The sequence below is a fragment of the Streptomyces sp. NPDC033174 genome (assembly GCF_055577795.1).
Window position 1 is genome coordinate 81,502 of sequence record NZ_JBVIPQ010000012.1, and the last position, 20,923, is coordinate 102,424.

Consider the following 20,923-nt stretch of genomic DNA (forward strand, 5'->3'; position numbering starts at 1 on the left):
GGCGCACCACTGGCCATCACACCGAAACCACGGACCACCACACCCCAGCGCCTCACACCCACCGCACCCCTGGTGTGCCGGGCCGGGCAGCTGACGCAGCTGGTGCTCAACCGGTGTCACGGAAGGGTCCGGTCGAGCGCCCGGCACTCCCCCAATCCTCGGGAACCTCCGGGCCCGGGGGGTGCCCCCAAGGCCATACCCATGTCGGCCGAGCCAACAAACCTGCCGGAGTGCAACCGATGTCAGACGAAACGCGGCCTGGCCGCACCGCCGCGGTGATCCCAGCGGCCGGCCGGGGCGTCCGCCTCGGCCCCGGCGCCCCCAAGGCGCTCCGCGCCCTGAACGGCACCCCCATGCTGATCCACGCCATCCGCGCGATGGCCGCCTCCCGCGCGGTCTCGCTCGTCGTCGTGGTCGCCCCGCCCGACGGCGCCCACGAGGTCAAGAACCTCCTCGACGACCACGCCCTGCCCGAGAGGACCGACTACCTCGTCGTCCCCGGCGGCGACACCCGCCAGGAGTCGGTCCGGCTCGGCCTCGAAGCGCTGCCCGAGGGCATCACCACCGTCCTCGTCCACGACGCGGCCCGCCCCCTCGTCCCCGTCGACACCGTCGACGCGGTGATCGAGGCGGTACGGGACGGCGCCGTCGCCGTGGTCCCCGCACTGCCGCTCGCGGACACCGTCAAGCAGGTCGAGCCCCGCGAGAAGGGCGAGCCCGAGCCCGTCGTCGCGACCCCCGACCGGTCCCTCCTGCGCGCGGTGCAGACCCCGCAGGGCTTCGACCACGACACCCTGGCGCGCGCCCACGCGACCGTCACCGACAACGTCACCGACGACGCGAGCATGGTCGAGCAGCTCGGCCTGCGGGTCGTCGTCGTCCCCGGTCACGAGGAGGCCTTCAAGGTCACCCGGCCCCTCGATCTCGTACTCGCCGAGGCGGTTCTCGCCCGCAGGAGGGCCAACGATGGCTTCTAGCACGCTCCCCCTCGTCGGTATCGGCACAGACGTCCACGCCTTCGAGAAGGGCCGCGAACTGTGGTGCGCCGGCCTGCTCTGGGACGGCGCCGAGAACGACGGGTACGGCCTCGCCGGCCACTCCGACGGTGACGTCGCCGCCCACGCCGCCTGCGACGCGCTCTTCTCGGCCGCCGGGGTCGGCGACCTCGGCGCCCACTTCGGCACCAGCAGGCCCGAGTGGTCGGGCGCCTCCGGAGTGACCCTCCTCGCCGAGGCCGCCCGGATCGTCCGCGCCGAGGGCTTCGAGATCGGTAATGTGGCCGTCCAGGTCATCGGAGTGCGGCCGAAGGTCGGCAAGCGGCGCGACGAGGCACAGAAGGCGCTCTCCGAAGCGGCCGGCGCCCCCGTCTCCGTCTCCGGTACGACGACGGACGGACTCGGCCTCACCGGCCGGGGTGAAGGCCTCGCCGCGATCGCCACGGCGCTGGTCTTCCGTACGGCCTGAGCCCTCCGCCGCCGCCCCCGCAGGCGAAAGCGTGCGCAAAAAGACGCCCCGCGACCGGGAATAGGTCGCGGGGCACTGGTATGGGGCCACTACCCTGGATGCCGTGACTATTCGCCTGTACGACACCAGCGCCCGGCAGATCCGTGACTTCACCCCGCTCACGCCGGGCTGCGTCTCGATCTACCTCTGTGGCGCGACCGTGCAGGCCGCCCCGCACATCGGGCACGTCAGGTCCTACCTGAACTTCGACATCCTGCGCCGCTGGTTCACCTACCGCGGCTACGACGTGACCTTCATCCGGAACGTCACCGACATCGACGACAAGATCATCGCCAAGTCGGCCGAACAGGGCCGCCCCTGGTGGTCCATCGGCTACGAGAACGAGCGCGCCTTCAACGACGGCTACAACGCCCTCGGTTGCCTGCCGCCGACCTACGAGCCGCGCGCCACCGGCCACGTCCCCGAGATGATCGAGATGATGCGCAGCCTCATCGAGCGCGGCCACGCGTACGAGGCCGACGGCAGCGTCTACTTCGACGTGCGCTCCTTCCCCGGCTACCTGGCGCTGTCCAACCAGGACATCGACGACCTGCGCCAGCCCAGCGAGGAAGGCATCACCGGCAAGCGCGACCCCCGCGACTTCGCCATGTGGAAGGCGACCAAGCCCGGAGAGCCCGACTGGGAGACCCCGTGGGGCCGCGGCCGCCCCGGCTGGCACCTCGAGTGCTCCGCGATGGCCCACAAGTACCTGGGCAGCGTCTTCGACATCCACGGCGGCGGACTCGACCTGATCTTCCCCCACCACGAGAACGAGATCGCCCAGGCCAAGGCCTTCGGCGACGAGTTCGCGCGGTACTGGATGCACAACGCCTGGGTCACCCTGAGCGGCGAGAAGATGTCCAAGTCGCTCGGCAACTCGGTGCTCGTCTCCGAGATGACCAAGACATGGCGCCCCATCGTCCTGCGCTATTACCTGGGCACCCCGCACTACCGCTCGATGATCGAGTACAGCGAGGAGGCCCTGCGCGAGGCCGAGTCCGCGTTCGCGCGGATCGAGGGCTTCATCCAGCGCGTCGTGGAGAAGGCGGGCGGCCCCGTCGAGCCCTCCGCCGAGGTCCCGCCGGCCTTCGCCGAGGCCATGGACGACGACCTGGGCGTCCCGCAGGCGCTCGCGGTCGTCCACACCACGGTCCGCCAGGGCAACTCCGCCCTCGCCGCCGACGACAAGGACGCCGCCATCGCCCGCCTCGCCGAGGTACGTGCGATGCTCGGTGTCCTCGGCCTGGACCCGCTCGACCCGCGATGGGCCGGCGAGACCGAGCGCGGCGAGGACCTGCACGGTGCCGTCGACACCCTCGTACGGCTGGTGCTCCAGCAGCGCGAGTCGGCACGGGAGCGCAAGGACTGGGCGACCGCGGACGCGATCCGCGACCAGCTGAACCAGTCCGGCCTCGCCATCGAGGACAGCCCCGACGGGCCCCGGTGGACGCTGGGAGCGCGCTGAGCCGCCGCTGATGTGCCGCCCGGCAGCCCGGGCGGCACACTTTGACTTATGTACGCGATCCACATTCCTCATGTGGATGGAGATTGACGGGAAACAGATAGCCATGGCCGGGAACAGCCAGCGCAGGAACCGCCGCACGTCCAACAAGAAGGGCGCGCAGGTCGGCAGCGGTGGCCAGCGACGCCGCGGCCTCGAAGGCAAGGGCCCCACGCCGCCCGCCTCCGCCCGCAAGGGGCACAAGAAGAACCGCATCGCCAACGCCCAGGCCAAGCAGGCCGCCGCCCGCCGCCCCGCGCCCCGCCGCGGAGGCGTCAAGGGCACGTCCGAAATGGTCGTCGGCCGCAACCCGGTCTACGAGGCCCTGCGCGACGGCGTCCCCGCGATCACGCTCTACGTCCAGCAGTTCATCGACAACGACGAGCGCGTCCGTGACGTCCTCAAGCTCGCCGGCGAGCGCGGCAACATCAACCTGATGGAAGCCCCGCGCCCCGAGCTCGACCGGATGACCAACGGGCTCAATCACCAGGGCCTCGTCCTCCAGGTCCCGCCCTACGAGTACGCCCACCCCGAGGACCTCACCGCCGCCGCCTACGACAACGGCGAGGACCCGCTGATCGTCGCCCTCGACGGCGTCACCGACCCCCGCAACCTCGGCGCGATCGTCCGCTCCGTCTCCGCCTTCGGCGGCCACGGCGTGGTCGTGCCCGAGCGGCGCGCCGCCGGAATGACGGCCGGCGCCTGGAAGTCCTCCGCCGGCACCGCCGCCCGTACGCCGGTCTCCCGCGTCACCAACCTGACCCGGGCCCTGGAGAGCTACCAGAAGGCCGGCCTCACCGTCGTCGGCCTGGCCGCCGACGGCGAGCACACGGTCGAGGACCTGGAGCAGCTCGACGGCCCTGTCGTCATCGTCATCGGCAGCGAGGGCAAGGGCCTCGGCCGCCTCGTCGGCGAGACCTGCGACTACCGCGTGCGCATCTCGATGCCGGGCGGCGCCGAGTCGCTCAACGCCGGTGTCGCCGCGGGCATCGTGCTCTACGAAGTGGCCCGGCGCAGGGCCCACTAGCACCGGAGGTACAGGCGGGGGTCACCCGCGGCGCCGTTCGGAACACCGGCGTCCGGCGCTCTGAACTGGGCGCTTTCCGCGGCCCCCGCCGTACCCCCGCGCTTACTCCGTCCGGCCGAAGGCGATCTTGACGGGTCTCGGACATTCCGAGCCCGTCAAGGCAGTGTCCTAATCCCGCGTCACTCGGTTAGATGAGTGTGGACACCAGAACGCCCCGGCCGGGGTTCGACGATCAGCCTGCATTGAGCATGGTCAAGGTGGATTGCGATCCCGCGCAGGTCATCGTGAACCACGCCAGTTTCCGTGTGCAGCTCGCCCCGGCCCAGAAGCCGAAGTTCGCCGTGAGCGCCAGGGCTTCCGCGCTCAGCGGGGCGGCCATGGCGCGGCGCAGGGCCCCCGTCGTCTGGAGCGGACGCTCCTCCCCCGGAGATCCGGGAGCGACCGGTCTGCTCCAGGCCGTCCGTGAGAGCGGCGCGGTGGGCACCCTCGACGCCGGCGCCACCCAGGTCATTCCGCGCCTCGACCTCGCCGACGACACCATGGAGAGCCCCGCCGTCGGCGGCCCCTCTCGCGGCCGCCCCGCCACCCCGCTGCTGCCGACGATGCGCCGCGCCGAGAGCGCCTACGACGAGTACGAGGCGTACCAGTCGTACGCACGCGGGACCGACGAGGACGAGCGGTTCGACGTCCGGCCCCAGCAGCGCGGCGACACCCGCCCCGCGTCCTCCGACACCGCCGGCGTCCGCCACGCCTACTACCCCGGCCGCCGCATGAACCTCGGCGTCGTCCTGCTCCCGCTGCGCGTCTTCCTCGGCTTCATCTCCATCTACGCCGGCATGGGCAAGCTCTGCGACCCCGTCTACTTCGACGGCGGCGAGCGCGGCTCCATGGTCAAGTGGCTCACCTCGCTCCACCCGTGGCCCCTCGCCGAACCGCTGCGCGACTTCGCCCTCCAGCACCCCGTCGGCGCCGGACTCACCGTGGCCTTCCTCCAGGTCGTCGTCGGCGTCCTCACCGTCCTCGGCCTCTGGCAGCGGGTCGCGGCCGTCGGCGGGGCTCTCCTGTCGGCCGCGCTGATCCTCACCGTCAGCTGGAAGACCGTCCCCGTCTACGACGCGCCCGACATCATCTTCCTCGCCGCCTGGTCCCCGCTGATCATCGCGGGCGCCCCCGTCTACTCGCTCGACGGCCGTCTCGCGGGCGAGGCCTGGCGCAGGCTCGGCCCGCGCGCCGAACTCTGGGACCTGCGGCGCCGGGTACTGCGCCGCGGCACCGTCATGGCGGCCCTCGTCGTCGGCCTGACACTGCTGACCGGCTCGGTCCTCGGCGGAGCCGTACGGTCCACCGACATGGTCACCGTCCCCGGACCGAACGACGACCCGATCAACCACCTGCCGGGCCAGCCCCTTCCGCAGGAGCCGGGCGAGCGCAGCCCGTCCTTCAAGGCGCCGACCAAGCGGCCCAAGCCGTCCCCCTCCGGCGGCGCCGACAGCAGTCCCTCGGCGGAGAAGTCCTCCCCGGCGGGCAAGGTCCGCGAGTCGGGCCGGATCGAGGGCGGCCGTCCCAGCTCCTCCCAGGGCACCGGCCAGCGTCCCCCGCGGCACTCCAAGCCGGCACCCCCGCCGGCGACCAGCACCGGCCCGACCTCCACGGGCGGCACCGGTGGCGGCGGTTCGACCGGCGGCTCCGACGACGGCGGCTCGGGCGGCGACAGCAGCAACCCGATCGGCGGCCTGCTGGGCTGACCTCCCCACGGACACGGAGAAGGGCGGCCACCGCGGAAGCGGTGGCCGCCCTTCTGTGCGCGAGGGGGAGCCGTGGGTGGGCCTGGACGCTCGGGCAGGGACGCCGGAGGTCCTCACGGCCCCGGGGCCCCGGGCGGGAACCAGGGCCGGGAGGAAGGCGCTCAGGGGCCGTGGAGCGCCAGTTCCTTGGCGGCCTCCGCCAGGTCCTTCGCCGTGTCGATGGCGCGCCAGTACGCCCCCTGCGGCAACGGGAAGCCCGCCAGGCTCCGTTCGCGGGCCAGGCGCGGGAACGTCGTGCGCTCGTGGTCGCCCTGGTCCGGCAGCAGCTCGGTGAACGCGGCGGAGAAGACGTACACACCCGCGTTGATCAGGTACGGCGACGGCGGCGACTCGATGAAGTCGGTGATGTGACCGAAGGCGTCGGTCTCCACGGCCCCCCACGGAATCCGGGGCCGGGCCAGGGCCAGCGTCGCCGTCGCGTCACGCTCGGCATGGAACGCGGCCATCTCCCGCAGCGAGAAGCGGGTCCAGATGTCACCGTTGGTGGCGTACCAGGGCTGCTCGGGCTCCGGCAGATGCGCGGCCGCGTACTTGAGGCCGCCACCGCGGCCCAGCGGCTCCGTCTCCACGACCGTCTTGACCCGCAACGGCAGATCGGCGCCCGCGAGCCAGTCCTCGAGCACCCCGGCGAGGTGCCCGCAGGACACCACGGCGTCCGTGACGCCCTCGGACGCCAGCCAGGAAAGCTGATGGCCGATGATCGGGACCCCTGTTCCCGGGATCTCGACCATCGGCTTGGGGCGGTCGTCGGTGTACGGGCGCAAGCGCGAGCCCTGGCCGCCCGCCAGGATCACGGCCTGCGTCGGAGAGGTATGCATACCGCGCACGATATGCGCACCTCTGGGACCGGCTCAGCTCTGGTACAGAACGCCGGAGGCGAACGACGTGTCACAGACGGGGCGGGAGTACGACTGCGCGCGCGTGGGGCCGTAGTGCTGGACCGCGGCGCGGCCGAGGGCGCGGGCGATCGACATGCAGTGCTTGGCCAGCGAGGGGCGCGCCTCGACCTCACGCTGGAGGTGGGTGAGCGCCGTGCCGGGGTCCTTCTCCTGAAGTTCTGCGAGAAGGCGGTCGCGGAGAATATCCTGCGGTGCACGCGGCTTGGCGCGTACGGAGACGTCCTCCGAGGATGCGGTCAGCATCTGGGAGTCGGTTCCATGACCTGCCCACGGGACACTGGTGACCGCGAGAGTTCCGGAGAGCACCAGGACGACGGGCAGGACGAGGGCGAGAGAGCGGCCGATTCGGCGGGCTGTGTGGGTCACGGAGGCGAGCGTAGCGCCCGGTGATGATTTGGCGACATTTAGTCACTCTCGCGGGGGATGGTTCGAGGGTTCTTTTCGAATCGGGTGTTGACGCCGAAGTCCGAATTGGCCGGTCTGCCGGGGTATTTGTCGACACGAGTTCGAGGGTGTCCGGAGCACGCACGAGGCCCCGCACCGGAGTGCGGGGCCAGGTGGCGGAACTGCGGTTGCGGATCAGTCGCTGAGGCGCTCGCCCGTCGACGTCGAGAACACATGGATCTCACCCGGGCGGGGGACCACGTGCAGCACGGCGCCCTTGTCCGGGACGGCACGGCCACCGACACGGACGACCAGGTCCTTGTCCTCGCCGCCGACCCGGGCGGAGCCGTACACGTAGCCGTCGGCGCCGAGCTCCTCGACGACGTTCACGGAGACGGCCAGGCCCTCCTCGCTGTCCGCGCCGGACACGTCGAAGTGCTCGGGGCGGACGCCGACGGTCACCGTGGTGTCGCCCTTGTCGGCGGCTGCGGTGAGCGCCTCACGGGAGACCGGGACGACGCTGTTGCCGAACTTCACACCACCGTCGGTGATCGGAACCTCGACCAGGTTCATGGCCGGGGAGCCGATGAAGCCGGCGACGAAGAGGTTGGCCGGGCGGTCGTACATGTTGCGCGGCGAGTCGACCTGCTGGAGCAGACCGTCCTTGAGGACGGCCACACGGTCGCCCATGGTCATGGCCTCGACCTGGTCGTGCGTGACGTACACGGTGGTGATGCCGAGACGCCGCTGGAGCGAGGCGATCTGCGTACGGGTCGAGACGCGGAGCTTGGCGTCGAGGTTGGACAGCGGCTCGTCCATGAGGAACACCTGCGGTTCCCGCACGATGGCGCGCCCCATCGCGACACGCTGCCGCTGGCCACCGGAGAGCGCCTTCGGCTTGCGGTCCAGGTACTCGGTGAGGTCGAGGATCTTCGCCGCCTCCTCGACCTTCGCGCGGATCTCGCTCTTGTTGACCCCGGCGATCTTGAGCGCGAAGCCCATGTTGTCGGCGACGGTCATGTGCGGGTAGAGCGCGTAGTTCTGGAACACCATGGCGATGTCCCGGTCCTTCGGCGGCAGATGCGTGACATCACGGTCACCGATGCGGATGGCACCGCCGTTGACGTCCTCGAGCCCGGCGAGCATCCGGAGCGAGGTGGACTTGCCGCAGCCGGAGGGGCCGACGAGTACGAGGAACTCGCCGTCCGCGACTTCCAGCTCGAGCTGGTCGACGGCGGGCTTGGTGGACCCCGGGTAGAGCCGGGTCGCTTTGTCGAACGTGACAGAAGCCATGGTGATGTGTCCCTTCACCGGCAGGAACGTGCCGGACGATCCGAGTACAGGGATGAGTGGTGTAGTCCAGCTGAGTGAACTGGGTCAGGACGCTACCTGGCGATGTCCGATCTGTCAGCAGTCCGGAGGCGCGGAAATTTTCGACCGGGGCGGTGCGGGCGTTGGTTACACTGCACTCCTTGCCTCCTTAGCTCAGCTGGCCAGAGCAACGCACTTGTAATGCGTAGGTCGTCGGTTCGAATCCGACAGGGGGCTCCACGAGAACCCCAGGTCAGATTCTTTCTGACCTGGGGTTTTGTTGTTCAACGAATGCGACGCCGGAGTCGGGCGCGGGCGGCCCGGCTGCCGGTGGTCTCAGTTCTGGTCTCAGTAGGGTCCTGCGGAGCCCGCCGAACCGGCGGCCGGAGCTGGGGAGGAAGGCGTCTCCCATGCGCTTCATCGCGTCCCGGGACTGCTCGGACCGACCCTTCACATATCGGCGGGTCTGGGTCACCTGGGTGTGCCGCAGGATCTCCATGATGGTCACGAGGGGCACCCCCAGCTCGTTCAGGATCGTGCCGGCAGTGTGGCGGCTCCCGTCGTAGAGACGACGGTCGTCAATCCCCGCCTCCTCCAAAATTTCCTTGAACTCCTCCCAGTCCTGACGCGGGTCCAGCGGCCGGCCGTCGGGCCAAGGGCATGAGTCGAGCCCAATCCCTGCGGGCTGGCGGTTCCATCACGCACAAGCATGCCTCCGGCGGGGGCGCTCCAACTCCGGGATGGCGGGGGCGCCGTACGCGGGTGCCGGCCGAATGGGGCTGATGTGGCTTTCTGGGCCGCGTCGTTCTGGCGGGCGATCAGGCCTTGATCATGTTCGGCCGGGGGGCGGGACAAGTAGCTCTCTGTAGCCGATGTGACGGCGTGTTGTTCCGGGTTCGGGTGACCGCAGGCCGTTGGGACTGCGGATCAACGAGGCACGGATGCTCGACCTGGACGACGTCCGGTGGGAGTTTGGCCGGTTCGGCAAGCTCAACGGACGAAATTACAGACCTTGCTGGGCGGGCACGGCTCGCCAGTGCCGTGGTAGGTGTGCGCAACAATCACGCCGAGCACCACCAGCAGCAGCAAAAAGCCCCATATGGCGATCGTTATCGGATGGAGACTAAACCGAGCCGCTATCTTCTGGCGCCGGGTGCGGCGAGCTGGGCTGGCCGCACTGTGACGGTCACCCGTCATGATTCCCCCCAGGATTGCTCACTCTGCGGACATGAGTACCTGGGCTATTCCCACCTCTGCCCGACCGCATGCGAATCGCCCGGGGGCGAGTAGTAGCCGTACGGCGGTTAACGGTGAGATTGATCATGGCGGCCGGAGCGGCTCGCGCTGCCGGTCGGGCTTCAAGAAACCAAAGGCCACGTTTGACTACAGGCCGTTACTTGTCACTTCGTCGTAGCTACCCGAGCGCAGGGCCTCCGAAGCCCGCGGGTTCGCGGTAACTGAAGGTGTTTCAGCGGGAACCCGACGGTCCGGTGCCACCATTTTCGGGGATGGGCCCGCGGGTTCACGGCGAACACGCCGGGTCAGCGCCGAGGCTGGTCTGGAGAAGCTCACCGGCGAGGCGGAGTACGACCGCTGCTGCGCACGCCACCGCCGTAGCCACCCGCACGCCCCCTGCCGACCCGTCGGCACTACGAACACCGGCAGCACCCGGCACCAGGAGGCCCATCCGAGCAGCCGCTGCTGCTGACCCGATGGGGTGCCGTGCCGGCCGTTACCGACAGGGGACCCGACACCGGCGTCCGGCCACCCTTGATTAGGGCACAACAATCATGCGAGCAGCGCGTGGCGTCGTGTTCCCTGACGTCACGCGGGTGAGTATGTGCGGACCCAGCCCCTTTTCCCGCACCGAGGCGATGCGATGCCCGACCGCGCCGGCCCTGCCCGCCCCGAGAACGTCGCACCAAGGTGGATCTCGCGGCACCGGCCGCCGGAGCAGTCGCTGTTCAGCGGCATCTACGGACTGGTGCTGGCCAGCGCCCTGGTGGCCGCGCTGGACGCGACGGGCGAGAAGGCCGATCCCGGTCCGGACGCACTGTGGGTACTGCTCACCGCGCTGGCGTCAGGCACCGCCCACGGGTACGCGCACGTCATCGCCCAGCGTGCGTCCGTCGACGGGGCAGCCACCACCAGCAGACTGCGGTCGGTGCTCTCCGAGTGGCCACTGGTCGCCGCCGTGCTGCCCACGGTGGGGATGCTGCTTGCCGCGGTAGCCGGGTGGTGGGCAGAGGCCACGGCTGTGGACGCGGCCCTGCTGTTCAACACCGTCGCCTTGTTCGGCTGGGGCACCTGGGCCGCCCGCACCGCCGGGCACGGATGGCCGTCCTCGTGCCGGGCAGGGGGCCTGGACATGCTGATCGGCCTGGTGATCATTATCGCGAATGCCCTGATCAAGTAGACAGGCCGTAGGGTGCCATGTCGGTGAGAAAGGCCGCGAGTCCTTGATCCATGGGCACCCTTCCTGTCCCGCCGCTGCTGGCATCGACAACCTGCGTCGCTTCGTCTTCACCCGGACCGCAGATCGGTCGGACACGATGAGGGCGCGTCAAAAATCCCGAAGTTACGTCACCCGGCGCCGAGACACTCGGAGGGGGAAGGATCCCCTGGCCACAGCGGTCGAGGCTCATTGGGGCTCAGGAGAACTCGCGTGATGTCGCACAGACGCTGTAACCGGGAGAATCCGGACTTCGCGGCAGACCTCGCCCAGGCCGCCGAACACGCCCGTCGTTGACGTGCCGTACGTGCCTGACGACCCCCGGATATCTGTGAGGCACGGACCGATCGGACCCACTTGACTTGCTTGCCTTACGGCTCCTGAGCACCCCAGATAACCGCTTTGGCGGTCTCATTCCTGGTCTCAGTTGCCTCGGTTTCCACTGCTGTCCGGGGATGTCGGCTCACGACTCGCAACGACGCTGACCAGCGAGGCCATGCCCTTCGCGGACGAGTGCGGACACCCCCGGAACAAGATCTGACAACTTGTAATGCGTAGGTCGTCGGTTCGAATCCGACAGTGGGGCTCCAGCAGACTCGTGGCCCGGACCGTTTTCAGGTCCGGGCCACGGGTGTTTTCAGTGGCGGCCCGAGATGCGGTCCGCCACCTGGGCGAGGCGGGCCGTTTCGGACGTGGGGGACTGGGACTCCTGGCGGTCCGCGGTGCGGTAGGCCGCGTAGAGGGCGTGGACGCCGAGCCAGCGGAAGGGTTCCGGTTCCCAGGTGCGGACCTTGTGGTTGACCCAGGGCAGCGTCGTCAGGTCGGTGGGGCCGCCCTGGCCGGAGTCCTGCTGGATCAGGTCGCGCAGGGTGCGGGCCGCGAGGTTGGTGGTGGCGACGCCGGAGCCGACGTAGCCGCCGGCCCAGCCGAGGCCGGTGGAGCGGTCGAGGGTGACCGTGGCGCACCAGTCGCGGGGGACGCCGAGGACGCCGGACCAGGCGTGGCTGATGCCGACGCCGGCGAGCTGGGGGAAGAAGCGGACGAGGATCTCGCGGAGTGCGTCGATGGTCTCGGGCTGGGTGCGGCCGTCGTTGTCGGTGCGGGAGCCGTAGCGGTAGGGGATGCCACGGCCGCCGAGGGCGATGCGGTTGTCGGCGGTGCGCTGGGCGTACATGTAGGCGTGGGCCATGTCGCCGAGGGTTTCGCGGCCTTCCCAGCCGATCTGTGCCCAGATCTCCTCGGGGAGGGGCTCGGTGGCGATCATGGATGAGTTCATGGGGAGCCAGGTGCGCTTGAGGCCCTTGAGGTTGGCGGTGAAGCCTTCGGTGCAGCGCAGGATGTACGGGGCGCGGACCGTGCCGTACGGGGTGATGGCGTGCTTGGGGCGGATCTCGGAGACGGGCGTCGATTCGTGGATGGTGACGCCGAGTGCTTCGACGGCGGCGGCGAGGCCCTGGACGAGTTTTACCGGGTGGAGGCGGGCGCCGTGGGGGGTCCAGGTGGAGCCGACGGCTCCGGTGACGCGGATGCGCTCGGCGGTTTCGCGGGCGCCGAGGAGTTCGCGGTCCTTTTCGCCGAAGGCGGTCTCGGCGGCGTGGAAGGCCTTGAGGCGAGTCAACTGGGCGGGGGAGTGCGCGACTTCGAGGACGCCGCCGTGGTGGATGTCGGCGTCGATGCCTTCGGTGTCGCAGACCTGGATCACTTCGGTGACGGTGTCGTTCATCGCCTGCTGGAGGCGGACGGCGGCGTCCCGGCCGTGGAGCTTGGCGTAGCGGTCGCGGCCGGCGATGCCGTTGTAGAGCCAGCCACCGTTGCGGCCGGAGGCGCCGTAGCCGCAGAACTTGGCTTCGAGGACGGTGATGTTGAGGAAGGGCACGGCTTTTTTGAGGTAGTAGGCCGTCCAGAGTCCGGTGTAGCCGCCGCCGACGATGCAGACGTCGGCCGTGGCGTCGCCGGGCAGCGGCTCGCGGGGGGCGGGGACCCCCTCCTGCGCGTACCAGAACGATATGCCGCCGTTGACGGTGCTCATGGTGTTCCTCGGTGCGAGTGGGTGCGGACGGGTGCGTGTGGCGGGACGTTACTGGATGCGGCGGGGCTTTGGGCCTGCGGATTTCGTCGTGTGGGGCGCGGGTGGCCGCTCGGTTGTTGCTGGCGCGGGAGGGCGGGTTCGGGGGAGGCTGACTTCATGATTCGTACTGCTGAACCTGCCGATGTCCCTGTCATTCACGCGATGGTCCGTGAGCTCGCCGAGTACGAGCGGGCGCTCGATGAGGCGCGGGCGAGTGAGGCGCAGTTGCGGGAGGCGTTGTTCGGGGAGCGGCCCGCGGCGTTCGCTCACATCGCTGAGACGGAGGAGGGTGAGGTGGCCGGGTTCTGTCTGTGGTTCCTCAACTTCTCGACGTGGCGGGGGGTGCACGGGATCTATCTGGAGGATCTGTATGTCCGGCCGGAGATGCGGGGCGGCGGGCACGGGAAGGCGCTGCTGGCGGAGCTGGCGCGGATCTGTGTGGAGCGTGGGTACGAGCGGCTGGAGTGGTCGGTGCTGGACTGGAACACCCCGTCGATCAACTTCTACAAGTCGCTGGGCGCGAGGCCGCAGGACGAGTGGACCGTGTACCGGCTGACCGACGAGGCGCTGACCCAGCTGGGTTCGTAGACCCTGGATCGTCTCGGTCCTGTCAGAAGCTCAGAAGCTCAGAAGCTCAGAAGCTCAGGGGATCAGGACGACCTTGCCCATCGTGCCCCGGGTCTCCAGGGCGTGGTGGGCGGCCGCTGCCTCGGCGAGGGGGAAGCGCTGGACGGCGGGGCGCAGGCGGCCGGACGCGGCTTCGGCGAGGGAGCGGGTTTCGAGGGCGCGTACGTCTCCGCCGGCCTTCTCGATCATGGTGGCGCCGAGGACGCCCTCGGAGGTGATGCCGCGCTCGGCGAGTTCCTCGTCGGTGAAGGTGAGGGGGGTCCCGTCGTGGGGGCCCTTTCCCGACCAGCCGAAGACGAGGTGCCGGCCGCCCTTGCCGAGGAGGTCGACGGCGGCGCGGCCGGTGTCGCCGCCGACGGAGTCGAAGACGTCGGTGGCCCGCCTGTCCTTGAGGAAGGCGCGGACGTGGTCGGGCCAGTCCGGCTGCTTGTAGTCGACGGCGAGGTCGGCGCCGTTCTCGCGGACGCGGGCGACCTTCTGCGGTCCGCCGGCGAGGCCGATGACGGTGGCGCCGGCGTTCTTCGCGTACTGGACGAGGAGGGTGCCGATGCCGCCGGCGGCGGCCGGGACGATCGCGATCGAGCCGGGGCCGAGTTCGGTGAACTGCAGGATGCCGAGTGTGGTGCGGCCGGTGCCGATCATGGCGACGGCTTCGGCGTCGCCGAGGTGCGGGGGCAGTTCGTGGAGCTTGGCGGCGTCGACGACGGCGAGTTCGGCGTAGCCCCCGGGGGCGATGCCGAGGTGGGCGACGACGCGCTTGCCGAGCCAGGAGGGGTCGGTGCCTTCGCCGAGCCGGTCGACGGTGCCGGCGACTTCGCGGCCGGGGATGGTGGGCAGTTCGGCGGGGGCGGGGAACGGGCCTGTCATGCCTTGGCGCAGCGCGGTGTCGAGGAGGTGGACGCCCGCGGCGGTGACGGCGATCCGTACCTGGCCGGGGCCGGGCTGCGGGTCGGGCGTCTCCTCGTAGAGGAGGTTCTCGGCGGGGCCGAAGGCGTGGAGGCGGATGGCGTGCATGTCGGGCTCCCCTGGTGGGCGGCTGCTACGGGAACAGCCTCCGACCTCAAGCGCCCTTGAGGTCAAGCCGCGGCGGGGGCGGGCGCCGGCCGGGGTGAGACGTGGCAGGGGCGGCGCCGGCCGGGGGTGAGCCGTGGCGGGGGTGGGCGCCGGTCTGAGGTGCGCCGAGGCCAGGGGGCGCGCTGCCGCCTCAGGGGGTGCGGGGGAAGCGGGCCTGGAGGTCCCAGATCACCGGGTTGTCCGCGAGGCCCTCGTGCATGTCGGTGAGGTCGGCGATCAGGTCGTGCAGGAAGTCGCGTGCCTCGCGGCGCAGTTCGCTGTGGCTGAAGGTGAGCGGGGGTTCGTCGCCGGGCATCCAGTCGGCCTCGACGTCGACCCAGCCGAAGCGTCGCTCGAAGAGCATCCGGTCGGTGGACTCGGTGAAGTCGAGTTCGGCGTACTGCGGCTGGGAGGCGCGGCTGCCGCGCGGGTCGCGGTCGAGCTGCTCGACGATGTCGCACAGGGCCCAGGCCCAGTCGAGCACCGGGACCCATCCCCAGGCTGTGGACACTTCGCGGTCGGCCTTGGTGTCCGCCAGATAGACGTCTCCGCAGAAGAGGTCGTGGCGGATGGCCTGGACGTCCGCGCGCCGGTAGTCGGTCTGCGGGGGGTCCGGGAAGCGGCGGGAGAGGGAGTAGCCGATGTCGAGCACGTACGCGATGGTGTCATGCCCCGTGGTGTGCGCGGTGCCGCTTCGCGTAGGACCAGGTCACGGCGGTCATCAGGACAGGGATGGCGGCCAGCGGGGCGAAGAAGAACCCCCAGACGGTGTTGGCCGTGGCGGTCATGTAGGTCTGGCTCTCGACGGTGAAGAGGACCACGAACTGCGACAGCGCGACCAGGACCAGCACGGCCGACGCCGTCCATGCGCAGGCGGCGAGGGTCCGGGGGCGCAGGGGCCGCCACCGGTCGGTGACGAGGAGCAGCGGGAGGAGGGCGGCCAGCTCGGAGAGGACGGAGAGGCCGACGACGTACGCGATGCCCCAGCCCGGGATGTCGAAGACGTCGCGCAGGATTCGCTCGCTGTAGCCGACGTAGATGCCGCTCGCCATGGCGATCCGCCACAGGCCGGAGGGGAGGGCGCACAGGGCGATGGCATGGGCGGCGCGACGGGCCCAGCGCGGTGCCGGTGCGGGGGCGGGGGTGTTCCGGGGCGTGGGCGTCTGGGCTGCTGTTGTCGTCATGGCTCTCACTCTGGCCCCGGGCAGGGGGCCCGCGCTTCGTCCCCCGCGGCCGGTTGCCTCCACCGTACGGGGGAGGCGCCGTGCCCTACGGGAGGAGCCGGCGCTCCTTGGCAACCGCCACCGCGCCCGCTCGCGTGTCCACTCCCAACTTGCCGTAGATGCGGCCCAGGTGGGTCTTCACCGTCGCCTCGCTGATGAACAGCGCCCGGGCGATCTCCCGGTTGCCGAGCCCCTGCGCGAGCTGGCCGAGGATGTCCCGTTCGCGGTCGGTCAGTGTGGGTGGCGCCGCGCCGCGCATCCGGTCCATGACCCGCCCGGCCACAGGCGCGGACAGGGTCGTACGGCCCTGGGCGGCCGAGTGGATCGCCGCGAACAGCTCCTCCGGGCGCTCCGCCTTCAGCAGATAGCCGGTGGCGCCCGCCTCGATGGCGCGGGTGATGTCGGCGTCCGTGTCGTAGGTGGTGAGGACGAGGACATGCACGGCCGGGGTCGCGATCCGGCGGGTCGCCTCCACGCCGTCGATGCCCGGGCCGAGCTGGAGGTCCATCAGTACGACGTCGGGGGCGAGCTTGGCGGCCATGGCCACGGCCTCCTCGCCGCTGCCCGCCTCTCCGACGACCTCGATCTCGGGCTCGCTGCCGAGCAGCGCGAGCAGCCCGGCGCGTACGACGGCGTGGTCGTCGCAGAGCAGGATCCGGACCGTCACTGCCCGACCTCCAGGGGGATCGCGGCGGAGAGCACGGTGCCTTCGCCGGGGGCGGACTCGATGGTGAGGGTGCCGCCGAGCTGCTGGACGCGGGCCCGGATCGCGGGCAGGCCGTGTCCTCGTACGCCCTTGTCCGGCGACAGCGCCGAATCGTGCGGGTCGAACCCGCGGCCGTCGTCCGCGATGTCGAGGACGACCTGGTCGTCGAGGTAGGTCAGGGTCAACGCGGCGGCTGTGGCGTTCGCGTGCTCGCGTACGTTCGCCAGCGCGCCCTGGGCGATGCGCAGCAGCGCCGACTGGACCCGGTCGGGCAGCGGGACGGGTGTGCCGTCGACGCGACAGCCGGCGGACTCGCGGGCGGCGAGGGAGCGCAGGGCCTGTTCCAGTCCGCCGCCCTCGGCGAGGTCGGCGGGCGCGAGGTCGTGGACGAAGCGGCGGGCTTCGGCGAGGTTGCGTTCGGCGATGGACTCGGCCGTACGGACATGGCGACGGGCGGTCGACGGGTCGCTGTCCCAGGTGCGTTCGGCGGCCTGGAGCAGCATCTGCTGGCTGGACAGGCCTTGGGCGAGGGTGTCGTGGATCTCCATGGACAGGCGCTGCCGTTCGGCGAGGGTGCCTTCGCGGCGTTCGGTCGCGGCCAGTTCGCGGCGGGTCCTGATCAGGTCGTCGATCAGGGTGCGCTGCCGGTCGGTCTGGCGCTGCGCGTGGACGAAGACGGCGGTCGCGACGGCGGCGACGGCGGGCGGCGCGACCACCAGGTTCGGGTCGAACGCGCCATGGGCGAGCTGGAGCTGTGCGGCGACGACGAACGCGGTGAGCAGGGCGACGAGGACGATCGCGGCGCGGGGCGGGAGGGTGCGCAGTCCGGTGTAGAAGAGCGGTACGGCGCACCAGGCGAAGCTCGGCGCGAGGACGACCAGGACCATCCAGACGGCGACGACGGTGGACAGCCAGGCGATCCGGCGGGGAGTGGCGCGGGTGCCGAGGACGGGACCGAGGACGTACAGCGAGACGAGCGCGCCGCTCAGGGCGACGATCCAGGGGCTGCGGCCCTCCCACGGGTGGCGCAGCAGATAGCGGGCGAGGGAGGCGCCGAGGAGCACGAAGAACGCCGCGTGCATGACCCGGGCGAGCCAGTGGGCGTCTGGGTCGTGCTCGTGGGTCACCGCTGGCTCCTCTCGCATGGCGCGCGGCACGGGTACTGGTCCGGGATCCGGCCGGCCCGGGATCCGGTCGGCGCCGGGCTCGTACGGCCAGGCTCGTACGGCCACGAGCCGGCACTGGCCCGGGGCCGGCACCGACCTCGGACTCGTACCGACCTGACCTCGGTCTCCTACTGACCTGGGTGGATGTCTTCATGGTGACCCGGCGGGACCAGATCGGCATCAACCGATCGGCTGACCCTCCTGTCGTCCATCATGCGCGACGGAGGCATCCGCTCCGTGGACCGTACGGCCCCGGACACGGCCCCAGGATCGAAGGCAGGGCGAACGACCCCCGCCCCGCCACCCCACGTCCGAGGAGCCCTCCCCATGAAGAAGATCCTGATCGGTGCGACCGTCGCTGCCGCCCTCGCCGCCGGTACCTTCGGCGCCGTCTCCGCCAGCGCGTCCGCCCCGGCGGCCGAGAGCCGTTCGAACGTCGAGGCCGACGCCGCGCACGGCAACCTCCAGCAGTCCACCCACCTGACGGTCGCGGCCGCGACCGAGGCCGCCCAGGCCGTCCTGGAGGCCGCCGGCAAGGAGAACCAGCGGGTTTCCGTCGCCGTCGTCGACCGCAACGGCAACACCATCGTCACCCTGCGCGGCGACGGCGCCGGCCCGCAGTCGCCCGAGTCCGCCGAGCGCAAGGCGTTCACCGCGGTCTCCTGGAACGCGCCGACCTCCGAGCTGGCGAAGCGGCTCGCGCAGGCCCCGAACCTGAAGGACATCCCGGGCACGCTGTTCCTCGCGGGCGGCGCCCCGGTCACGGCGAAGGGCGCGCCGATCGCGGGCATCGGCGTGGCGGGCGCGCCGAGCGGCGACCTGGACGAGAAGTTCGCCCAGGCGGGCGTCGCCTCCCTGGACAAGTAGTCCGGCCGAGTAACCGGCCAACCAAGCCGACCGGCGGGACAGGTAGCCGTTCAAGCAGCTGGACAAGTGAGCGCGCTCGGTGGGCGCCCGGGTCTCCCGGGCGCCCACGCGGCCTCCCGCCGCCCCTTGCGCGCGCACCCGCCGCGACCCCGCGTTCCTATGGGCCCCGGACGCCCCGCCCGGACCCGGATATTCCGCGCATATGATCACGTGGTGGAACCGCGAAGCCGTGCCTGTGCCCTGACCGCAGCCGTTGTCGCCCTGCTGGCCTCCGGCTGCACCGGCAGCGGCGTTCACGGCACCCCCGGCGCCTCCGGAATGCGCGACCCGTACTTCCCCAAGCTCGGCAACGGCGGCTACGACGTCAGCCACTACGCCCTGACCCTGGACTACGACCCCGGCCGCCACCGGCTCGTCGGCACCGCCGAGATCACCGCCCGGGCCACGCAGGACCTCAGCGCCTTCAACCTCGACCTGGCCGGGCTGACGGTCGACGGCGCCACCGTCGACGGCGCTCCGGCCGCCGTCAGCCGCGCCGGCAACGAGCTGACGGTGCGCCCCGGCGACGACCTGCGCAAGGGCAGCACGTTCCGCGCGACCGTCACGTACTCGGGCGCCCCGGAGAAGATCACCGACGCGGACGGCTCGGAGGAGGGCTGGCTGCGGACCGCCGACGGAGCCCTCGCCGTGGGCGAACCGACCGGCTCCATGGCGTGGTTCCCCGGCAACCACCACCCCTCCGACAAGGCGACGTACGACATCACCGTCACCGTCCCCGCCGGGCTGCGGGCGCTGTCCAACGGCGAACTGCGGTCCCAGCGCACCGCGAACGGCCGCACCACCGCCGTCTGGCACTGCGCCGAGCCGATGGCGAGCTATGTGGCCACGCTCGCCATCGGCCGGTACGACACCAGGAGCACGCCCTCCCGCCCGCCGGTGCTCACCGCCACCGACCCGGCCGTCACCGCCGCGAGCGGCCCGCTGCTCGCCCGCATCCCCGAGCTGCTGGAGTGGCAGACGGAGAACTTCGGCCCGTACCCCTTCTCTTCCGCCGGTGCGATCGTCGAGCGGACCGGCGACCTCGGCTACGCCCTGGAGACACAGACCCGGCCCGTCTTCCCCCAAGCGGCCTTCGACACCGCGACGCTCGTCCACGAGCTGGCCCACCAGTGGTACGGCAACTCCGTGTCACCCGCTTCCTGGCAGGACATGTGGCTGAACGAGAGCTTCGCGACGTACGCGGAGTGGCTGTACGCGGAGGACTTCGAGGACACCCCGGCCTGTGACAGCTTCGAGGCGGCCTTCGCCGATGACGACAACTGGGCCTTCCCGCCCGCCGAACCACCGACCGCCGAGGAGATCTCCGACGCCCCGGTGTACGGGCGCGGCGCGATGGTCCTGCACAAGATCCGTGAGGCGGTGGGCGACGACACCTTCTACGAGATCCTGGCGGGCTGGCCCGCGAAGTACCGCCACGCCAACGCCTCCACCGAGGACTTCACCGCCTATGTGGAGAAGGTGTCCGGCCGGGATCTGACGAAGCTGTGGGACGTCTGGCTGTACGGGGACGAGAAGCCGGCCCGTCCCTAGAACCCGTCTTTCGGGTCCTGCCGGAAGGTCCTGGGGACGCACCGAGCCCCGGCGGGGGCTTCCGCCGGGGCTCGGTACGGCGCTGCGTCAGGAAGTACGCGCCAACAGCCGCATTCCGTCAGATGCTGACGCCGAAGTCACGGGCGATGCCCTCGAGGCCCGACGCGTAACCCTGGCCCACCGCGCGGAACTTCCACTCCGCGCCGTTGCGGTACAGCTCGCCGAAGACCATCGCGGTCTCGGTGGCGGCGTCCTCACTCAGGTCGTAGCGGGCGAGCTCGGCGCCGCCGGCCTGGTTGACGATGCGGATGTACGCGTTGCGCACCTGGCCGAAGTTCTGCGAGCGGTTCACCGCGTCGTAGATGGAGACCGGGAAAACGATCTTGTCGACATCGGCGGGGAGGCCCGCGAGGTTGACGTTGATCTGCTCGTCGTCGCCGCCGCCCTCACCGGTGCGGTTGTCACCGGTGTGCACGATCGTCTGGTCCGGCGTCGACTTGTTGTTGAAGAAGACGAAGTGCGCGTCGGACGCGACCTTGCCCGTGGGGTTCACGCCGATCGCCGAGGCGTCGAGGTCGAAGTCGGTGCCCGTGGTCGTACGGACGTCCCAGCCGAGGCCCACCGTGACGGCGGTCAGGCCCGGCGCCTCCTTGGTCAGCGAAACGTTGCCGCCCTTGGACAGGCTTACAGCCATGGGGAGTGCCTTTCCTCGTGATCGTCCCGCCCAGTGGCCGGACCCGT

At 70.8% G+C, this 20,923-nt stretch carries 19 protein-coding genes, 1 tRNA gene and 1 pseudogene; 10 read left to right on the forward strand and 11 right to left on the reverse strand.

Annotation, left to right across the window (positions count from 1 at the left end):
- The first annotated feature begins 239 nt into the window (after positions 1 to 239).
- The 5 genes from ispD (at position 240) to ACZ5VC_RS30370 (ending at position 5,776) form a co-directional block, all read left to right on the forward strand.
- The gene (gene ispD / locus ACZ5VC_RS30350) at positions 240 to 977 is read left to right on the forward strand and encodes a 2-C-methyl-D-erythritol 4-phosphate cytidylyltransferase (RefSeq protein WP_469123185.1); all 738 of its coding nucleotides are present in this window, start codon (positions 240 to 242) and stop codon (positions 975 to 977) included.
- Positions 967 to 1,464, forward strand: coding sequence for a 2-C-methyl-D-erythritol 2,4-cyclodiphosphate synthase (gene ispF, locus ACZ5VC_RS30355; RefSeq protein WP_469123186.1), 498 nt, complete (start codon positions 967 to 969; stop codon positions 1,462 to 1,464). The genes ispD and ispF overlap by 11 nt, the downstream gene beginning before the upstream one ends.
- 103 nt (positions 1,465 to 1,567) lie before the next feature.
- Positions 1,568 to 2,968 (forward strand): cysteine--tRNA ligase, encoded by a 1,401-nt coding sequence (cysS, locus tag ACZ5VC_RS30360; protein ID WP_469123187.1) that lies wholly within the window; start codon positions 1,568 to 1,570, stop codon positions 2,966 to 2,968.
- Between the two features lie 103 nt (positions 2,969 to 3,071).
- Complete coding sequence (rlmB, locus tag ACZ5VC_RS30365) at positions 3,072 to 4,031, forward strand: 23S rRNA (guanosine(2251)-2'-O)-methyltransferase RlmB (protein WP_469123230.1); 960 nt, start codon at positions 3,072 to 3,074, stop codon at positions 4,029 to 4,031.
- 191 nt (positions 4,032 to 4,222) lie between these two features.
- Positions 4,223 to 5,776, forward strand: coding sequence for a DoxX family membrane protein (locus tag ACZ5VC_RS30370; RefSeq protein ID WP_469123188.1), 1,554 nt, complete (start codon positions 4,223 to 4,225; stop codon positions 5,774 to 5,776).
- Positions 5,777 to 5,937: 161 nt separating this feature from the next.
- Here ACZ5VC_RS30370 and ACZ5VC_RS30375 read toward each other — a convergent pair whose 3' ends face one another.
- The 3 genes from ACZ5VC_RS30375 to ACZ5VC_RS30385 all read right to left on the reverse strand — a co-directional run bounded on the left by ACZ5VC_RS30375 (position 5,938) and on the right by ACZ5VC_RS30385 (position 8,412).
- Positions 5,938 to 6,654: a nucleotidyltransferase family protein gene (locus tag ACZ5VC_RS30375; protein WP_469123189.1), complete on the reverse strand. Its 717-nt coding sequence runs from the start codon at positions 6,652 to 6,654 to the stop codon at positions 5,938 to 5,940.
- Positions 6,655 to 6,687: 33 nt separating this feature from the next.
- Positions 6,688 to 7,101 (reverse strand): hypothetical protein, encoded by a 414-nt coding sequence (locus tag ACZ5VC_RS30380; RefSeq protein ID WP_468712489.1) that lies wholly within the window; start codon positions 7,099 to 7,101, stop codon positions 6,688 to 6,690.
- Positions 7,102 to 7,314: 213 nt separating this feature from the next.
- A complete protein-coding gene (locus ACZ5VC_RS30385) occupies positions 7,315 to 8,412 on the reverse strand; it encodes an ABC transporter ATP-binding protein (protein WP_469123190.1) in 1,098 nt (365 codons plus the stop codon).
- A gap of 181 nt (positions 8,413 to 8,593) precedes the next feature.
- On the opposite strand from ACZ5VC_RS30385, the gene ACZ5VC_RS30390 reads away from it, so the two are divergent.
- Positions 8,594 to 8,670: transfer RNA gene (locus ACZ5VC_RS30390), tRNA-Thr, on the forward strand.
- Positions 8,671 to 8,714: 44 nt separating this feature from the next.
- Here ACZ5VC_RS30390 and ACZ5VC_RS30395 read toward each other — a convergent pair.
- A pseudogene (locus ACZ5VC_RS30395) lies at positions 8,715 to 9,082 on the reverse strand (tyrosine-type recombinase/integrase); the annotation flags it as partial.
- 1,227 nt (positions 9,083 to 10,309) lie between these two features.
- On the opposite strand from ACZ5VC_RS30395, the gene ACZ5VC_RS30400 reads away from it, so the two are divergent.
- Positions 10,310 to 10,846 carry a hypothetical protein gene (locus ACZ5VC_RS30400; protein ID WP_469123191.1) on the forward strand — a complete coding sequence of 179 codons (537 nt, stop codon included), beginning with the start codon at positions 10,310 to 10,312 and terminating at the stop codon, positions 10,844 to 10,846.
- Between the two features lie 673 nt (positions 10,847 to 11,519).
- Here the strand turns inward: ACZ5VC_RS30400 and ACZ5VC_RS30405 are convergent.
- Positions 11,520 to 12,911 carry an NAD(P)/FAD-dependent oxidoreductase gene (locus ACZ5VC_RS30405; RefSeq protein WP_469123192.1) on the reverse strand — a complete coding sequence of 464 codons (1,392 nt, stop codon included), beginning with the start codon at positions 12,909 to 12,911 and terminating at the stop codon, positions 11,520 to 11,522.
- A 156-nt stretch (positions 12,912 to 13,067) separates the two neighbouring features.
- On the opposite strand from ACZ5VC_RS30405, the gene ACZ5VC_RS30410 reads away from it, so the two are divergent.
- Positions 13,068 to 13,538 (forward strand): GNAT family N-acetyltransferase, encoded by a 471-nt coding sequence (locus tag ACZ5VC_RS30410; RefSeq protein WP_469123193.1) that lies wholly within the window; start codon positions 13,068 to 13,070, stop codon positions 13,536 to 13,538.
- 54 nt (positions 13,539 to 13,592) lie between these two features.
- Here ACZ5VC_RS30410 and ACZ5VC_RS30415 read toward each other — a convergent pair whose 3' ends face one another.
- From ACZ5VC_RS30415 to ACZ5VC_RS30435, 5 genes are all read right to left on the reverse strand, one after another.
- Positions 13,593 to 14,591, reverse strand: coding sequence for a zinc-binding dehydrogenase (locus ACZ5VC_RS30415; protein ID WP_469123194.1), 999 nt, complete (start codon positions 14,589 to 14,591; stop codon positions 13,593 to 13,595).
- A gap of 190 nt (positions 14,592 to 14,781) precedes the next feature.
- Positions 14,782 to 15,282, reverse strand: a complete 501-nt coding sequence (locus ACZ5VC_RS30420) for a hypothetical protein (protein WP_468712476.1) — start codon at positions 15,280 to 15,282, stop codon at positions 14,782 to 14,784.
- Positions 15,283 to 15,295: 13 nt separating this feature from the next.
- On the reverse strand, positions 15,296 to 15,814 hold the full coding sequence (locus ACZ5VC_RS30425) for a hypothetical protein (RefSeq protein ID WP_469123195.1): 519 nt from the start codon (positions 15,812 to 15,814) through the stop codon (positions 15,296 to 15,298).
- An 85-nt stretch (positions 15,815 to 15,899) separates the two neighbouring features.
- Positions 15,900 to 16,520 carry a response regulator gene (locus ACZ5VC_RS30430; protein ID WP_469123196.1) on the reverse strand — a complete coding sequence of 207 codons (621 nt, stop codon included), beginning with the start codon at positions 16,518 to 16,520 and terminating at the stop codon, positions 15,900 to 15,902.
- On the reverse strand, positions 16,517 to 17,704 hold the full coding sequence (locus ACZ5VC_RS30435; protein ID WP_469123197.1) for a sensor histidine kinase: 1,188 nt from the start codon (positions 17,702 to 17,704) through the stop codon (positions 16,517 to 16,519). Before ACZ5VC_RS30435 ends, ACZ5VC_RS30430 begins: the two co-directional genes overlap by 4 nt.
- A 348-nt stretch (positions 17,705 to 18,052) precedes the next feature.
- Between ACZ5VC_RS30435 and ACZ5VC_RS30440 the strand changes: the two genes are divergently transcribed.
- A complete protein-coding gene (locus tag ACZ5VC_RS30440) occupies positions 18,053 to 18,592 on the forward strand; it encodes a GlcG/HbpS family heme-binding protein (protein ID WP_468712469.1) in 540 nt (179 codons plus the stop codon).
- A 213-nt stretch (positions 18,593 to 18,805) separates the two neighbouring features.
- Positions 18,806 to 20,182: a M1 family metallopeptidase gene (locus ACZ5VC_RS30445; protein WP_469123198.1), complete on the forward strand. Its 1,377-nt coding sequence runs from the start codon at positions 18,806 to 18,808 to the stop codon at positions 20,180 to 20,182.
- A gap of 118 nt (positions 20,183 to 20,300) precedes the next feature.
- Here the strand turns inward: ACZ5VC_RS30445 and ACZ5VC_RS30450 are convergent, their stop codons facing one another.
- Positions 20,301 to 20,876, reverse strand: a complete 576-nt coding sequence (locus tag ACZ5VC_RS30450) for a TerD family protein (protein ID WP_468712465.1) — start codon at positions 20,874 to 20,876, stop codon at positions 20,301 to 20,303.
- Positions 20,877 to 20,923: the final 47 nt, after the last annotated feature.

What these genes read in the sequence shown, in the direction of transcription:
- ispD (WP_469123185.1), top strand. Translation starts at nt 240, where the DNA reads ATGTCAGACGAAACGCGGCCTGGCCGCACCGCCGCGGTGATCCCAGCG.
- ispF (WP_469123186.1), top strand. Translation starts at nt 967, where the DNA reads ATGGCTTCTAGCACGCTCCCCCTCGTCGGTATCGGCACAGACGTCCAC.
- rlmB (WP_469123230.1), top strand. Translation starts at nt 3,072, where the DNA reads ATGGCCGGGAACAGCCAGCGCAGGAACCGCCGCACGTCCAACAAGAAG.
- ACZ5VC_RS30370 (WP_469123188.1), top strand. Translation starts at nt 4,223, where the DNA reads ATGAGTGTGGACACCAGAACGCCCCGGCCGGGGTTCGACGATCAGCCT.
- ACZ5VC_RS30375 (WP_469123189.1), bottom strand. Translation starts at nt 6,654, where the DNA reads ATGCATACCTCTCCGACGCAGGCCGTGATCCTGGCGGGCGGCCAGGGC.
- ACZ5VC_RS30385 (WP_469123190.1), bottom strand. Translation starts at nt 8,412, where the DNA reads ATGGCTTCTGTCACGTTCGACAAAGCGACCCGGCTCTACCCGGGGTCC.
- ACZ5VC_RS30400 (WP_469123191.1), top strand. Translation starts at nt 10,310, where the DNA reads ATGCCCGACCGCGCCGGCCCTGCCCGCCCCGAGAACGTCGCACCAAGG.
- ACZ5VC_RS30405 (WP_469123192.1), bottom strand. Translation starts at nt 12,911, where the DNA reads ATGAGCACCGTCAACGGCGGCATATCGTTCTGGTACGCGCAGGAGGGG.
- ACZ5VC_RS30410 (WP_469123193.1), top strand. Translation starts at nt 13,068, where the DNA reads ATGATTCGTACTGCTGAACCTGCCGATGTCCCTGTCATTCACGCGATG.
- ACZ5VC_RS30415 (WP_469123194.1), bottom strand. Translation starts at nt 14,591, where the DNA reads ATGCACGCCATCCGCCTCCACGCCTTCGGCCCCGCCGAGAACCTCCTC.
- ACZ5VC_RS30425 (WP_469123195.1), bottom strand. Translation starts at nt 15,814, where the DNA reads ATGACGACAACAGCAGCCCAGACGCCCACGCCCCGGAACACCCCCGCC.
- ACZ5VC_RS30435 (WP_469123197.1), bottom strand. Translation starts at nt 17,704, where the DNA reads ATGCGAGAGGAGCCAGCGGTGACCCACGAGCACGACCCAGACGCCCAC.
- ACZ5VC_RS30440 (WP_468712469.1), top strand. Translation starts at nt 18,053, where the DNA reads ATGAAGAAGATCCTGATCGGTGCGACCGTCGCTGCCGCCCTCGCCGCC.
- ACZ5VC_RS30450 (WP_468712465.1), bottom strand. Translation starts at nt 20,876, where the DNA reads ATGGCTGTAAGCCTGTCCAAGGGCGGCAACGTTTCGCTGACCAAGGAG.